The sequence below is a fragment of the Anaeromyxobacter oryzae genome, assembly GCF_023169945.1.
GTDB classification, from domain to species: Bacteria; Myxococcota; Myxococcia; order Myxococcales; family Anaeromyxobacteraceae; genus Anaeromyxobacter; species Anaeromyxobacter oryzae.
Window position 1 is genome coordinate 4,675,132 of sequence record NZ_AP025591.1, and the last position, 14,104, is coordinate 4,689,235.

15 protein-coding genes and 1 pseudogene are annotated in these 14,104 nt (G+C 72.6%); 13 read left to right on the forward strand and 3 right to left on the reverse strand.

Going from position 1 to position 14,104, the window contains the following annotated elements; genetic code table 11:
• Window positions 1-98: 98 nt before the first annotated feature.
• A complete protein-coding gene (locus tag AMOR_RS20490; protein ID WP_248353621.1) occupies window positions 99-557 on the reverse strand; it encodes a response regulator in 459 nt (152 codons plus the stop codon).
• A gap of 290 nt (window positions 558-847) precedes the next feature.
• Here AMOR_RS20490 and AMOR_RS20495 point away from each other — a divergent pair.
• From AMOR_RS20495 to folB, 8 genes and pseudogenes are all read left to right on the forward strand, one after another.
• A pseudogene (locus AMOR_RS20495) lies at window positions 848-1,590 on the forward strand (DUF899 domain-containing protein).
• 387 nt (window positions 1,591-1,977) lie between these two features.
• A complete protein-coding gene (locus tag AMOR_RS20500; protein ID WP_248353622.1) occupies window positions 1,978-3,240 on the forward strand; it encodes a TAXI family TRAP transporter solute-binding subunit in 1,263 nt (420 codons plus the stop codon).
• A 103-nt stretch (window positions 3,241-3,343) separates the two neighbouring features.
• Window positions 3,344-3,883 carry a DNA starvation/stationary phase protection protein Dps gene (dps, locus tag AMOR_RS20505; protein ID WP_248353623.1) on the forward strand — a complete coding sequence of 180 codons (540 nt, stop codon included), beginning with the start codon at window positions 3,344-3,346 and terminating at the stop codon, window positions 3,881-3,883.
• Between the two features lie 110 nt (window positions 3,884-3,993).
• Window positions 3,994-4,776: an SDR family oxidoreductase gene (locus AMOR_RS20510; protein ID WP_248353624.1), complete on the forward strand. Its 783-nt coding sequence runs from the start codon at window positions 3,994-3,996 to the stop codon at window positions 4,774-4,776.
• Window positions 4,773-5,306 (forward strand): 2-amino-4-hydroxy-6-hydroxymethyldihydropteridine diphosphokinase, encoded by a 534-nt coding sequence (gene folK / locus AMOR_RS20515; protein WP_248353625.1) that lies wholly within the window; start codon window positions 4,773-4,775, stop codon window positions 5,304-5,306. Before AMOR_RS20510 ends, folK begins: the two co-directional genes overlap by 4 nt.
• Window positions 5,287-5,853 carry a GTP cyclohydrolase I FolE gene (gene folE / locus AMOR_RS20520; protein ID WP_248353626.1) on the forward strand — a complete coding sequence of 189 codons (567 nt, stop codon included), beginning with the start codon at window positions 5,287-5,289 and terminating at the stop codon, window positions 5,851-5,853. Before folK ends, folE begins: the two co-directional genes overlap by 20 nt.
• 9 nt (window positions 5,854-5,862) lie before the next feature.
• Window positions 5,863-6,231, forward strand: coding sequence for a DUF488 domain-containing protein (locus AMOR_RS20525; RefSeq protein WP_248353628.1), 369 nt, complete (start codon window positions 5,863-5,865; stop codon window positions 6,229-6,231).
• A 26-nt stretch (window positions 6,232-6,257) separates the two neighbouring features.
• Complete coding sequence (gene folB / locus AMOR_RS20530) at window positions 6,258-6,629, forward strand: dihydroneopterin aldolase (RefSeq protein ID WP_248353630.1); 372 nt, start codon at window positions 6,258-6,260, stop codon at window positions 6,627-6,629.
• Window positions 6,630-6,740: 111 nt separating this feature from the next.
• Here folB and AMOR_RS20535 read toward each other — a convergent pair whose 3' ends face one another.
• Complete coding sequence (locus AMOR_RS20535) at window positions 6,741-7,103, reverse strand: MmcQ/YjbR family DNA-binding protein (protein WP_248353631.1); 363 nt, start codon at window positions 7,101-7,103, stop codon at window positions 6,741-6,743.
• A 38-nt stretch (window positions 7,104-7,141) separates the two neighbouring features.
• The gene (locus AMOR_RS20540; protein ID WP_248353632.1) at window positions 7,142-8,227 is read right to left on the reverse strand and encodes an aldo/keto reductase; all 1,086 of its coding nucleotides are present in this window, start codon (window positions 8,225-8,227) and stop codon (window positions 7,142-7,144) included.
• Window positions 8,228-8,475: 248 nt separating this feature from the next.
• On the opposite strand from AMOR_RS20540, the gene AMOR_RS20545 reads away from it, so the two are divergent.
• The 5 genes from AMOR_RS20545 to AMOR_RS20565 all read left to right on the forward strand — a co-directional run bounded on the left by AMOR_RS20545 (window position 8,476) and on the right by AMOR_RS20565 (window position 14,065).
• Window positions 8,476-9,879 (forward strand): wax ester/triacylglycerol synthase family O-acyltransferase, encoded by a 1,404-nt coding sequence (locus tag AMOR_RS20545; protein ID WP_248353633.1) that lies wholly within the window; start codon window positions 8,476-8,478, stop codon window positions 9,877-9,879.
• Entirely contained in the window at window positions 9,876-10,760 is an 885-nt protein-coding gene (locus tag AMOR_RS20550) for an alpha/beta fold hydrolase (protein WP_248353634.1), read from the forward strand. The genes AMOR_RS20545 and AMOR_RS20550 overlap by 4 nt, the downstream gene beginning before the upstream one ends.
• Window positions 10,761-10,947: 187 nt before the next feature.
• On the forward strand, window positions 10,948-11,406 hold the full coding sequence (locus AMOR_RS20555) for a DUF2844 domain-containing protein (RefSeq protein ID WP_248353635.1): 459 nt from the start codon (window positions 10,948-10,950) through the stop codon (window positions 11,404-11,406).
• 1 nt (window position 11,407) lies between these two features.
• On the forward strand, window positions 11,408-12,601 hold the full coding sequence (locus AMOR_RS20560) for a DUF3443 family protein (protein ID WP_248353636.1): 1,194 nt from the start codon (window positions 11,408-11,410) through the stop codon (window positions 12,599-12,601).
• A gap of 126 nt (window positions 12,602-12,727) precedes the next feature.
• A complete protein-coding gene (locus AMOR_RS20565) occupies window positions 12,728-14,065 on the forward strand; it encodes a hypothetical protein (RefSeq protein WP_248353637.1) in 1,338 nt (445 codons plus the stop codon).
• Window positions 14,066-14,104: the final 39 nt, after the last annotated feature.

A 14,104-nucleotide genomic window follows, 5' to 3' on the forward strand; every position in this document is an offset into this window, starting at 1 on the left:
CGGCAGGATCGCCATCGGCGGGGCGCCTCGCGCGCGTGCGCTCCCATGGCGCGGCCCCTAACCGTGCACCGGGGGTCGTGGACGGTGACCGGCGCCGGTCAGTGCCGCATCCGGTCCGCAGCGCGGCGTGCCGCGAAGATGGACCCGACCACGGGGCCCGCGCCGTCGCAGAGCGCACAGCAGCGGCAGGCCCGGAACAGCAGCCCGAGCATGCTCTCGAGCGCGAACGGCTTCGCCAGATGTCCGTGCGTCTGGAGGCCGAGCGGCGCGGCTGCGGCGGTCATCGTGATGACCGGGATTCGCGAAAGCGCCCGGTCGCCGCGGAGCTCGGCGACGACGTCGTGTCCGGTGAGGCGGGGCATGTCGAGGTCCAGCAAGAGGGCGCACGGGGGCGCCCCGGCTCGGACCTTCTCCAGCGCGTCCACGCCATCGAACGCGTCGACCGCACCGATACCCGACTCGCCGAGCGCTTCGACGAGGACGCCTCGGAGGTCGCGGTCGTCGTCGACGACGAGGACCTGCCGTTGCCCGGATGTGCGATTCCGCTGGCGCCGCATGGGAACCAGAGAATGTTGGGAGCGAGTCCCGCGCCTGCTACTCCCCAGTGGCTTGCCGGTTCGGGGCGTAAGCCCGTGCTTTCCCCCCTGACGACCGTTCCCTGAGCGGACAGGGATCGAGGTGGTCCCCCGGGACCAGTGACCGTCGGGAGCCCCGTCGCCCGGGATCCATCGTCACGCCGCGCGGGGATCTGGTCCCAGCTCGTGGCGGCCCAGGTGGGCCTGCCGCACGTCGGGGCGAGCGTTGGAGCGGGTCACGTGTCACGGGTCGGGGGAGAGGAGGACACACGATGGAGCCCAGCACGGAGCAGTCCGGCCAGAGCCGCATCCAGGGCCACGAGGTGGTCTCGCACGAGGAGTGGCTCGCGGCGCGGCGGGCGTTCCTCGCCACCGAGAAGGAGTTCACGCGACTGCGGGACGAGCTGAGCAGGCAACGGCGCGCGCTCCCGTGGGAGCGGGTCGAGAAGCCCTACCTGTTCGACGGACCGGGCGGACCGCGAACGCTGCCGGAGCTCTTCGCGGGCCGCAGCCAGCTCGCCGTGTACCACTTCATGTTCGCCCCGGAGTGGGACGAGGGCTGCCCTCACTGCTCGTTCTGGGCCGACAACTTCGACGGGATCGCCGTCCACCTGGCCCACCGCGACGTGACCTTCGTCGCGATCTCGCGGGCGCCGCTCGCGAAGCTCGAGGCCTTCAAGGCGCGGATGGGGTGGCGCTTCGACTGGCTCTCCTCGCTGCGGAGCGACTTCAACTCGACTTCCAGGTCTCGTTCCGGCCCGAGGACCTCGCGCGGAAGGCTGTGACGTACAACTACGCGACCACCGACGACGACCACACCGACCGCGAGGGCGCGAGCGTCTTCTACCGGGACGCGAGCGGCGCCGTCTTCCATTCCTACTCGACCAACGCGCGCGACATCGACATCCTGAACGGTGCGTATCACTGGCTCGATCTCGTCCCGAAGGGCCGCGACGAGGACGGCCTCGAGATGCCGCAGGCCTGGGTGCGCAACCACGATCGGTACGGCGGCTGATCCGTGAGTCCGGGGTTTCGGCGGAACTCTCGGTCGTGACCCTCGGACCCTCCGGAGGCGGAGCAGCGTTCACCCAGAGCTGACCGCGGGCGGGGCGAGCCGTGTCGCCGCTCGAACGTCCGGTCTGCGTGCGCCAGCGGAGAGCGGCGCCGATCGGGCGTCCGTTCCACGTCCGGTGCGGAAGAGCCGCGATGGGCTCGCGAGAGTGCACCCCGTTTTCATCCGCAGTTCGAGTGGTCCACCAGGTGAGGTCCAGCAAGGGAACGACCACCGCGTCAGGGTCGTCGCGCGGGGAGGCTCGACGACCTTCGCCCGTAACGACAACGCACGGCGCTACGTTCAGTGAAGCCCGTCTCGATCGCACCGACCGCCGTCGAACACCCCGGCTTGCGCGGCGCCTACCTGGTCCTCCTGGCGCTCGTCGGGCTGGGGTTCCTCGCCGGCATCGGCTGGGCCGTGAGTCGGCAAGCGCGGCCGCCCCGCGTCGTCGTCATGGCGACGGGACCGGACGGAGGCGCCTACGCGGCGTATGGCGTGCGCTATCGCCAGATCCTGGCGCGCGAGGGGCTCGAGGTGCGGCTCCGCCCGACCGCGGGGGACGTCGAGAACCTGGCGCTCCTGCGCGATCCGCGCTCGGGCGTGGCCGTGGCGCTCCTCCAGGCCGGGACCACCAGCGCGCAGGAATCGCACGAGCTCGTGTCGCTCGGGACGGTGTTCCTCCAGGCAGTGTGGATCTTCCGGCGAGGCGAGCCGCAGGGGCGGGTCTTCGCCGGGCCCCGCGTCTCGTTCGGCCCCGAGGGCAGCGGTACGCGCGCCATGATGATGAGGTTGCTGCGACTCCTCGGCACGGAGGCACGTTCCTACGCGCCGCTGGCCCTGCGTCCCGACGTCGCCGCCGAGGAGCTGCTGGCAGGGCGCATCGACGGGATGGCGCTCGTCGCCGCCTGGGAATCGCCGCTGGTGCAGCGCCTCGTGGCCGCTCCCGACATCAGCGTGCTGAGCTTCGCGCGGGCGGACGCCTTCGTCGCGCTCGAGCCGACCCTGCAGAAGCTCGTGCTGCCCGCCGGCGTGGGGGACCTCGCCCGGAACCGGCCACCCCACGACGTGACGCTGCTCGCCACCAAGACCAGCCTGGTCGTACGCGACGACCTGAGCTCGGCGGTGCAGTACCTGCTGCTCGACGCGGCCTCCGAGATCCACGGCGGACCCGGGATCTTCCAGAAGGCGGGCCAGTTCCCGGCGGCGGAAGGCGTGGACGTGCCGCTCGGCGAGGAGGCGCGCCGGTTCTACAAGTCGGGCCGTCCATTCCTGAACCGCCACCTCCCCTACTGGATGGCCGTGCCAGTGGAACGACTGATCATCGTCCTGGTCCCGTTCATCGGCATCGCCGTTCCGCTCCTGCGCGGCGTTCCGGGGATCTACCGCAGCATCATGCAACGACGGATCGTGCGGCTCTACCGCGAGCTGAAGCGGATCGAGAGCGAGCTGGAGGCGCGCCCGCCAGGCTCCGACACCGCGGACCTGGAGCGTCGCGCCGCCGATCTCGAGAGCAGGGCGAATCACCTGCGGGTTCCCCTCAGCTTCTCGCGGTGGCTCTACACGCTGAAGCAGCACATCCGGCTGGTGCGCGCTCGCCTCGGAGAGGCGTGACGATCCGCAGACGCGCCTCCATCCACGACTGCCCCGTGCGTGACGTGCTTTGTCGGCTCCGAGGCAGAAGGCAACGGGCTTCGATCACACACGAGGTATCGCCATGTACGAAACGCTGAACGATCTCTCGCCATCGATCCGGGAGCGCATGATCGAGCTGCTCAACGCCCGCCTGGCCGACGCCATCGACCTCCGCACGCAGCTGAAGGTGGCGCACTGGAACGTCAAAGGCCCCCAGTTCATCGCCCTGCACAAGCTGTTCGACGAGATCGTCGACGACGCGGACGAGTACGTGGATCTCGTCGCGGAGCGAGCCGTGCAGCTCGGCGGCGTCGCCGACGGGACGGCGCGGCAAGTGGCGGAGCGCAGCACGCTGGACGAGTACGCAGCGACGGGCGGCGGCAACGGCCAGGAGCACGTCGACGCGGTGGCAGACGCACTCGGTCAGTTCGGCCGCTCGGCGCGCCAGGCGATAGAGATCGCGGCGAGCGCGAAGGATCAGGACACGTCGGACATCTTCACCGAGATCTCGCGCGGAACCGACAAGTGGCTCTGGATGGTGGAGGCCCACCGTCAGACGGGCGAATGGGTGCGCCCGTCCAGCGGAGACCGGGGCGAAGCCGGGCGCGATGCCGCTCATTGACGGCGTGCACGGCGCAGCACGGAAGTCGCACCGACGATCGCGCTGGGCGGCCAGGCCGGCGCGCGCTCGGCGATGACCCGTGCGGCAGCCAGGTTCCGTGCCCGAGGCTCGTGACGTCGCCCGTCGATGAATACGGTGGGTCCGTGGGAGCGATTTTCGCCGGAACCACGGCGCTCGTCACGGGCGGCGCGAAGCGTATCGGGCGCTCGGTATCGCTGGCCCTGGCCTCTGCAGGCGCGAACGTGGTCATCCACCACCATCGCTCGGAAGCCGCGGCGCAGGCGCTTGCGGCGGAGCTCGGGCGACTTGGCGTGCAGACGGCAGTACTCCAGGCGGATCTCGAGCAGCCGTCCGAGGCGGAGCTGCTCGTCGCACGCGCGAGGGATCTCGTCGGGCCGATCGACATCCTCGTGAACAACGCGTCCGTCTTCGAGCGCGACACGCTGGAGACGGCCGCCTTCGACCGCTTCGTCCGGAGCGTCAAGATCAACGCCTGGTCGCCGTTCATCCTGACGCGCGCCTTCGCGCGGCTGTTCGGTCAGGGCAGGGTCGTGAACCTGCTCGACACGCGGATCGCCGGCCTCGACCTCGCGCATGCCGGGTACATCCTCAGCAAGCAGCTCCTCCTCGCCCTGACGCGGATGGCGGCGGTCGCGTTCGCGCCGGGCCTGACGGTGAACGCCGTCGCGCCGGGACTCATCCTGCCGCCGCCCGGCGAGGACGAGGCGTATCTCGAGCGGCTCGCGCACGACCTGCCGCTGAAACGCCACGGAGCCCCCGAAGACGTCGCGCTCGCGGTGCTCTTTCTGTTGCAGAGCCGGTTCATCACGGGACAGGTCATCTTCGTCGATGGAGGGCGCCACCTGCTCGAGCCCTCCGCGAGGCCGGCATGACGGCGCGGGTCTTCATCGGCATCGGATCGAGCGTCGCGCCGGAGACGAACGTGGCGAACGCGCTCCAGCGCCTCGGCGACACGGTCGGCGTGCTGGCGCTCTCCACGTTCTTCGTCACGCCGGCCCTCGAGCGGCCCACTCATCCGCCATTCGTCAACGGCGTCGCCCAGGTCGGCGATCTCGCGACGCCCTCCGGCCTGAAGACCCTGCTGCGCGACGTCGAGGAGGCCGTCGGGCGGCGGCGCGGGGCCGACCGCTTCGCTCCACGGGAGATCGACCTCGACCTCCTCCTGTACGGCGACGTCGTCTCGAGCACGGCCGATCTTCCGCTTCCACATCCCGACGTCACGGCGCGCCGCTTCGTGGCGCTCCCGCTGCTGGAGCTGGCTCCCGACCTCGTGCTCCCCGGGGCGGGCGTGCCCCTCGCTTCGCTGGCGCAAGCTCTTCCGCCGTATCCGATGAAGCCGCTCGTCCAGCTCACGCGCGAGCTGCGCAGGAGGTATGTCGTTCATGGACACCGCCAGGGTTGAGGAGCTGGTGCGGGAGCTGCTCCGTGAGCTCGGCGAGGACCCGGATCGGGAGGGACTCCGGCAGACGCCGGCGCGCGTGGCGCGATCACTCACGTTCCTGACGTCCGGCCATCGAGGGACGATCGACGAGATCGTCCACCAGGCGGTGTTCGCACAGCCGACCCACAACATGGTGATCGCGCGCGACATCGAGCTGTACAGCATGTGCGAGCACCACATCCTGCCCTTCTTCGGACGGGCGCATGTCGGCTACATCGCACGGGGGCGCGTCCTCGGCATCTCCAAGCTGGCGCGGCTGGTGGACCACTTCGCGAGGCGGCTGCAGATCCAGGAGCGGCTCACGGAGGAGGTCGCGGCCGCCGTCATGGAATCGGTCGGCGCGGATGGCGTCGGCGTCGTCGTCGAGGCGCAGCACCTCTGCATGATGATGCGCGGCGTGGAGAAGCAGAACTCGATGATGACCACGTCGGCCGTGCTCGGGTGCTTCCGCCGCTCGGTGGCGACCAGGACGGAGTTCCTGACGCTCGTCGGCCGGCGTCACCTGTGAGGAGAGGCGATGGTGAAGATCAAGCGCGCGTACGAGAAGGCCAGCCGGAGCGACGGGTACCGCGTGCTCGTCGACCGACTCTGGCCGAGGGGCATCAAGAAGGAGGCGCTCCCGCTCGCGCTCTGGGCGAAGGACGTTGCGCCGACCCCCGAGCTGCGCCGCTGGTTCGGGCACGATCCCGCCCGCTTTCACGAGTTCGCGAGGCGCTACCACGCCGAGCTGCGAACCGGCTCGGCGCGCGCCATCCTGAACGAGCTGACGCAGCGCGCCGCGCGCGGCACGGTCACGCTGGTGTACGGCGCGCGCGACGAGGAGCACAACGGCGCGGTCGTCCTGCGCGACGCCATCGACGACGTCTTGCGGGAACACGCGCGGTAGACGAGGCGCCGAGCCGGAGGGGGCCAATGGACGACCGGATCATGATCAAGGATCTGCTGGTGCGCTGCGTGCTCGGCGTGGACGACGAGGAACGCCGCGAGATGCAGGACGTCCTCGTCACGGTGACGCTGCACGCGGACCTGCGAAGAGCCGGCCAGAGTGATCGGCTCGAGGACGCGATCGACTACCGTGCCATCAAGAAGCAGATCCTGGCCGCAGCCGAAGGCTCGCGCTACCGCCTCGTGGAGGCGCTCGCCGAGCGCATCGCGGCGCTCTGCCTCGGGCACGTCGGCGTGCGCCGCGTCGACGTCCACGTCGAGAAGCCCGGATCCCTGCGGTTCGCGCGCAGCGCTGCGGTCGAGATCACGCGCGAGCCGTCGGATATTCCCGGAGCGTGATCCGACGCGTACCTGAAGGGCTGATTCCGCCGAGGTCGAGCTCCGCGGAAGCGCGCCTCGCGCCGTCGAGGCGAAGGTGCGCAGGTCGGCCGCTCGTCGTCCGCCTGGCTCTCATCGGCGCCGCCGGGTCCGGGCCGCTCCTCCGGTGCCCAGCACGAACCGGTACGCATCGCCAGCGAGCTCGGTCCAGGGCGGGTCATCTCCCTCGACCACGATCCATTCCTTCATCGTCCGTCCATCGCGCCGCGGGTCGAAACGCGCGCCGCGCCCGGCCGCCACCAGCGCATCGACGCGCTCGCGGGGGAGCTTCACGACGAGTCGCCCTCGCACCAGCATCGCGAAGATCTTCCCGCGCGCCTTCAGGCCGGGGCTCGCCATCGTCTTCCCGGCGGTGACGCCAGGCTTCGACGAGAAGGCCCGGACCACCTCGGCGAACCGCGGGTCCACCGCGACACCTCCGGTCGTCTCCTTCATCCGCCCCGACCTCCGTCGCTCCTCGCCGCCAGCCGAGCTCAGTACCGCTCGGCGCCCGGCTTCGGCGCCAGCGGCCACGGCGGCGCGGTGACGCCGTTCACGGTGAGCCCGCCGTGCATGAACACGGGCGCGTTCTCGAGGAAGCCGGCGGGGAAGTCCAGCGTGGGCCTCGACACCTCGTCGAGCGCGGCCACCTGTTCCGGGGTGAGCTTCACCTCGAGCGCGCCGAGGTTGTCCTCGAGCTGCTGCAGCGTCCGCGCACCGATGATGGTGGAGGAGACGCCGGGGCGTCCGCTCACCCATGCGAGCGCCACGTGCGCCGGCGAGGCGTCCAGCTCCTTCGCGACGCGCAGCAGCACGTCGATCACGGAGTAGGCCCGCTCGTTCAGGTTGCCCTCCACCCACGCGCCGCGGTCGGCCTTCACCTTGCCGGCGTTCTCGCGGGTGTACTTGCCGCTGAGCACGCCGCTCTTCAGCGGCGACCAGGGCGTGACGCCCAGGCCCAGCTCCCGCGCCATCGGGATGAGCTCGCCCTCGACCGTGCGCTCCAGCAGCGAGTACTCGATCTGCAGCGCCACGAGCGGCGTCCAGCCCCGGAACTGGGCGACGAGCTGGGCCTGCGCCACTTTCCACGCGGGCGTGTCCGAGAACCCGACGTACCGGACCTTGCCCGCGCGGACGAGGGCGTCGAGCGCGCGCAGCGTCTCCTCGATGGGCGTGTTGCGGTCCCACGCGTGCATCCACAGGAGGTCGACGTAATCGGTCTGGAGGCGTCGCAGGGACTCGTGGACGGCCGCGATGAGCGACTTGGCCCCCGCGCCGCCGCCGTTCGGATCCTCCGCGAACAGGTTCCCGAAGAACTTCGTGGCGATGACGACGCGGTCGCGCCTGGACGGCGTACGGCCGATGTGGTCGCCGATGATCTTCTCCGAGTGTCCGTTCGTGTAGACGTTGGCGGTGTCGATGAAGTTGCCACCCAGCGCCAGGAACCGGTCCAGGATGGCGTTCGACGTCTCGACGCTGGAGCCCCAGCCGAGATCCTCGCCGAACGTCATGCCGCCCAGGCAGACGGGGCTGACGCGAAGACCGGATCGGCCGAGGGTGACGTAGTGGCTGAGCGGCATGGTCGCCTTCCTTCGAGTCGGCGCTGTAGTTAACGAGCTCCTGCGCGCGTCGCCTGCTCGGCGAGAGCGGCGGGCCGCGCTACGCGGCATCGGCAGAGCGTGCATGGCGAGGAGGGGGCGGGCGCCTGGGTGCGTGCGCCCTCGCGACGTCGCTTCCCCTGGCCGGACGAGGCGCCCCGGTCGAGCGGCGCCGAAGTTGCCGCACGTCCGGGCCCGCCAGCAGGCGTACCTTTGCACGGGGTGCCCATGTGAGCGGGACCGAGCGGCTGACGCCGGTGGACGCGATGTTCCTCGACCTCGAGGAGCCGTGCGCGCACATGCACGTCGGCGGCGTGCTCGTCTTCGAGGGGGGGGCGCCGTCCCACGCGGACCTGCTCGCCCACATCACCGCCCGGCTCGACCGCGTCCCGCGGTACCGGCAGCGGCTCGCGTTCGTGCCGTTCCAGCTCGGGCGGCCGATCTGGGTCGACGACGCGAGCCTCGACGTCGCCACACACGTCCGCCGGAGCCTCCTCCCTTCGCCTGGCGGCGCCGGCGCCCTGCGCGAGCGCGCGGCGCGATTCTTCGCGGAGCCGCTCGATCTCCGCCGGCCACTCTGGCAGCTCGAGCTCGTCGAGGGCCTCGGGCCCGATCGCTTCGCGCTCCTCTCGAAGACGCATCACTGTCTCCTCGACGGCATCGGGGGGGTGGACTTCCTGCTCGCGATCACCGACGCGACGCGGGCCGCGCCCGCCGCGGCCGAGCGTGCTCCCTGGCGCCCCCGGCCGGCGCCGGGCCCGGTGGCGCGGCTCGTCGACGCGCTCCGCGACCAGGTCGCGCGGCCGGTGCGCCTCGCACGCGAAGCGCTGGAGCCCGGCACCGAGGGACGGAGCGTGCTGCGCGACCTCGTCCTCGGTGCGCGGCCACTCGCCAGGCTCGCGCTGGGCCTCACCGCGAGACGGTGGCCGCTCGACACCATCACCGGGCCGGGGCGCAGCTGGGCGATGCCCGCGCTCTCCCTGGCCGACGCGCAGGAGGTCCGCGCGACGCTCGGCGGCACGGTGAACGACGTGCTCCTCGCGGTCGTCGCCGGGGCGGCCCGGACGCTGCTCGTCGCGCGCGGCGACGCCGTCCCGGACGCGATCCGGGTGTTCGTGCCCGTGAACGTCCGGCCCGAGGCCGCGCGGGGCACGTACGGCAACCAGGTCGCGCTCGTGCTGTGCCCGCTCCCGCTCGGCGAGCCGGACCCGGTCGCGCGCCTGCGCCGGATCTCGGAGGCGACCCGGCGCCTCAAGGCGGACCGGCAGGCGACGGGAGTCCTCGCCTTCACCCACCTCGGCGAGCTCGCGCCCGCGCTCGTCGCCGGGGAGGCGATCCGGATCGTGCTCGCGCTGCACCCCTTCAACCTGGTCGTCTCGAACATCCCGGGCCCGCCGGCGGCGCGGTGGCTGCTCGGACGGAGGCTCGCCGCCTGCCACCCGGCCATCCCGCTCGCCCGCGGCCAGAGCCTCTCCGTCGGCCTCTTCAGCTACGCCGGAACGATCGGCGTCGGTCTGCTCGGAGGCGCCGAGCGTGAGCGGGACCTCGCCGTGCTGTCCGCGGCGATCCCGGCCGCGCTGGCCGAGCTCGTGGCCGCGGCCCGCGCGGTCGCGCCGGCGCGGGGGCACGGGTGAGCGTGTACGAGCTCGAGTACCGCGTCGCGGATCTCGGAGGGCCGGTCCACTACGCGGACTTCGGCGGGTCGGGCCCTCCGATCGTGCTCGTCCACGGGCTGGGCGGCGCGCTCCAGAACTGGCTCTGCGTCGCGCCGCGACTCCGCGCCCACGGTCGCGTGCTCGCGCTCGATCTCGCCGGGCACGGCCGGACCCCATCGCGCGGGCGCACCGCGCGCGTGGGCGCGAACCGGCTCCTCCTCGACCGGTTCCTGGCGGTCGTGGCCGGTGCGCCCGCGGTGGTGATTGGGAACTCGATGGGCGGCTATCTCGCGCTCGCCGAGGCCGCCGCGGAGCCGGCGCGGGTCTCGGCGCTCGTCCTGGTCGACGCGGCCGTGCCGCTCGCCCCGGGCGGCGGGTTCGATCGCGGGGTCCTCGCGCTGTTCGCGGCGATGGCGACGCCCGTCCTGGGCGAGGCGCTGATGCTCGCCAGGTCCCGGCGCAGCCCGGAGTCGCGGGTCCGGGACCTCTTGCTCCTCTGCGGCGTCGATCACGGAACGCTGGCGCGGGACGTCTACGAGGCGCACGTCGCGGTGGCGACCGAGCACGGCGCGCTCGGCCGGCGCGCGGCGGCGGACTTCCTCGCCGCGCAGCGCTCCCTCATGAACCGGCTCCTCCGTCGCCGGAAGTTCTTCGAGATGGTCGCCGGCATCCGCGCCCCGGCGCTCGTGATCCAGGGCGATCGCGATCGGCTCGTCCGCCTCCCGGCCGCGCGGGCGCTCGCGGCGGAGCGGCCGGACTGGCGGCTGGAGGTGCTCGAGGGCGTCGGGCACGTCCCGCAGCTCCAGGTGCCGGACCGGTTCCTCGCCATCGTCGAGCCGTGGCTGCGCACGCACTCCTGAGCGGCTCGCGCTCACCGCCCGAGCGGTGCCATCCCCGATCCGCCGACGCCGCGCCGGGGGGGAAGCGCCCGGTGAGCGGCGCGGACCGCGAGTGCCCAACCTACCCGAAAGGGCCGCCTCGCGGTTTCCAGGTAACCGACGACGCACCCTGGGGTTGTGGTTGGGTGGTCCGCCCATCGGAGGAGCGATGACGACGCAGAGGCTGTTCATCGGGATCGGGGTGGTCGTCGCGCTGCTCGGCGCCGGCTCCCGCGCTCGCGCCACCCTGGGGGAGCCACAGGCGACCGTGGACCGGGACCGCGAGGCCCTGGCGATGGTGCGCGGACCGGCCACCGCGCGAAGCGGGGTCACGGTCCACGAGCTGCGGGGAGCGACCGTCGTCGTCCGGGAGTTCGCCGATCCCTCCGGCACCGTCTTCGCCGTCACCTGGGCCGGGCTGGCGCGTCCCGATCTCGCCCCGCTGCTCGGAACCTACGATCACGAGTACCGAGCGGCGGCGTCGGGCCCGCGGAACGGCCGCGGCCCCCGGCGCGTCCGGTCGGCGCACCTCGTCGTCGAGACCTGGGGCCACGCCCGCGACCTGCACGGCCGAGCGTACGTCCCATCCCTCGTTCCACAGAGAGTGAATCTGGACGAGGTCAGGTGACGTGTCTCGCGCGATCTGGCTCTGGATCCCGCTCCTCGCAGCGGCGTGCGGCGGTGGTGGTGGTGGTGGACCGGCAGCATCGCCGTCGGGCCCCGGGGGCACGACCGGCCCCCTCCCGAACGTCGTGCCGGTCAGCGTGAACGGCGCCGGGTGCTCCGCGGGCTCGTACCTCAACAAGCCCTGCGTCAGCGTGACCGTCTGCGTGCCGGGCACCTCGAGCTGCCAGACGATCGACGACGTGCTCCTCGACACCGGGAGCACCGGCCTCCGGGTCTTCTCGCAGGTCCTGACGCTTCCGCTCGCACCCGTCACGTCGGGCGGTCGAGCCGTCGCGGAGTGCGTGAGCTACCTGGACGGCTCCTCGCAGTGGGGCCCGGTGGTCCAGGCGGGCGTGGTGCTCGGCGGCGAGGCGCCCGTGCGCGTTCCCATCCAGCTCGTCGACGCGACGTTCGCGAGCCGCCCATCCGCCTGCCAGGGCGCCGATCCCGACCCCGCCACCGCCGGCTACAACGGCATCCTCGGCGTCGGCGTGTTCGAGCAGGACTGCGGGGACGCCTGCACCAGCACCGACAACGGGATCTACTTCGCGTGCGGCGCGACCTGCGACGGCGCCGCGCTCCCGGTCGACTCCCAGGTCCAGAACCCGGTGGCCGCGCTGCCGCTCGACGGGAACGGCGTCATCGTCCGGCTCCCGGCCGTCCCGGCGACGGGCGCCACCGCCATCGACGGTGAGCTCGTCCTCGGCATCGGCACCCGCAGCAACAACGTCCCGCCCTCGTCGGTGCTGGCCTATCCGCTCGACGCCCAGGGGAACCTTCGCAGCACGCTCGGCGGCGCGACGGAGCCCGCGTTCCTCGACACCGGCTCGAACGGGCTCTTCTTCCCGGCGCCGCCCGGCACGGGGCTCACGGTCTGCCCCGCGCCGAACGCGGACTGGTTCTGCCCGGCCTCGACGACGACGCTGTCCGCCACCGACTCCGGAGCCGCCGGGTCCCCCTCGAGCACGCTGACGTTCCAGGTCGCCGACTTCGATGCCCTGCCCGCGAACGTCGACGTATCCTCGGAGGTGGGCGGGCCCGCGGCGGCGTCGAGCGGGGTGGACTGGGGGCTGCCGTTTCACCTGGGCCGCGATGTCTACCTGGGCCTGGAGGGGCACTCGAGCCGCCTGGGCGCCGGTCCCCTCGCGGCCTGGTGAGCGCGAGCGCGCCCGCTCATCGCGCGCGCCTCCATCCTGCCCGGCTCGGCGAACGCCTTCCCGGCCATGCGGCGCATGGCTGCACCGCTCGCCTCCCGCCTGCTAGGCTGTCCGGCGGAGGTCGGGATGCCAGGAGAGCGGTGGAGGGCGGCAGCGCGCGTCCGGATCGCCTGCGCGATCGTCGCGCTCGCCTGCGGCGGATGCACGTTCACGCATCGTGAGACGATCCCGCAGCCCGTCGTCGAGCCGCCGCCCGCGCGGCGCATCGAGGCGAACGTGGGCGTCCGGTTCGAGCCTGGCCTCGCAGAGCGATCGGGCGTCGCCTCGGGGCCGGGATGGGGTTGGACCTCCGTCCGATCGGTCACGCCGGTGGGGCGCTCCGTCGAGGCCCTGTGCGATCGGCTCCTCCCCAGCGTCTTCGCGCGGACCAAGCCCCTCTCGGCGACTGCCTCGCCGGAAGGCGTCGACGCCGTGCTCGACGTCCGGCTCGCCGCATTCGAGCTCCGCTCGCCCTCGGGGTTCGACGCAACCGCCTGCCGGGCCAGCATCGCCCTCGGCTGGGAGCTCTCGACACCGACCGGCGAGCCGATCGCGCGCTGGACCACGGAGACCGTCGGCGAGCAGCAGCCGCCGCCGCTCGGGTCCTGCATCGGCGATGCGGTGGCGCTCGCGCTCCAGGACGCCGGCCGCGCGTTCGTGGACCGGCTGCTCTCGGACGCCGCGGTGCGCGCCTGGACGGACAGGCGTGGCATCGCCGTCGTGGCGGCTCCGGAGCCTCCCCGCGCGCCTCCGCCGCCGCCGAGCGAGCCGGAGGGAGCGCCGGAACCGTGGGCGACCGCGGCGTCGGAGCCCGGGCCCGTCTCGCCCGCCGCGCCCAGGCCGGTCGTGAAGGCGGCCCCGCAGACGCCGGGTGCGTCCGCGCTTCGTGCCGCGGTGGGCTGGTTCTCGCCACGCGGCACGCCCGGCGCCCTCGACGATCCGAGCGGCGGGATCGCGCTCCTGCTCGGGGGGACGTATCGCCCGCGGCCGTGGCTCGGCGTGGACCTCGACCTGACCTACGGGTACGGTCAGTTCTCCTCCAGCACCGCCCCGCCACCGGGGACGTTCGAGACGAAGGGCAGTCGCATGAGCCTGTCGTCGCTGGGTCTCGGCGCGGGCGTCCGCGGGATCGCGCCGCTCGGGATCCTTCGGCCGTGGGCGGGAGGGGGCGTGACCGTTCTCGTGTCGAAGCTCACGCTCGCGGGAACGACGCTCGGCTTCCCCGGCGAGGTGGCCGAGAGCGGCGTCACGGGCGGCGTGTACGCGGCGGCAGGACTCGACCTCGCCGTGGAGAAGACGTGGCTCCTCGGCGGGCAATGCCGGTGGCTGTTCGCGGAGCAGGACTTCGGCAGGCTCTCGGCGGGGCAGACGGGGAGCATCGGCGGACGGATGTGCGTCGCCGCGGTCTCGCGGACCTGGCCCTGATCGAACGCCAGGACGAGGCGTCCGTCCACCGTCTTCCAG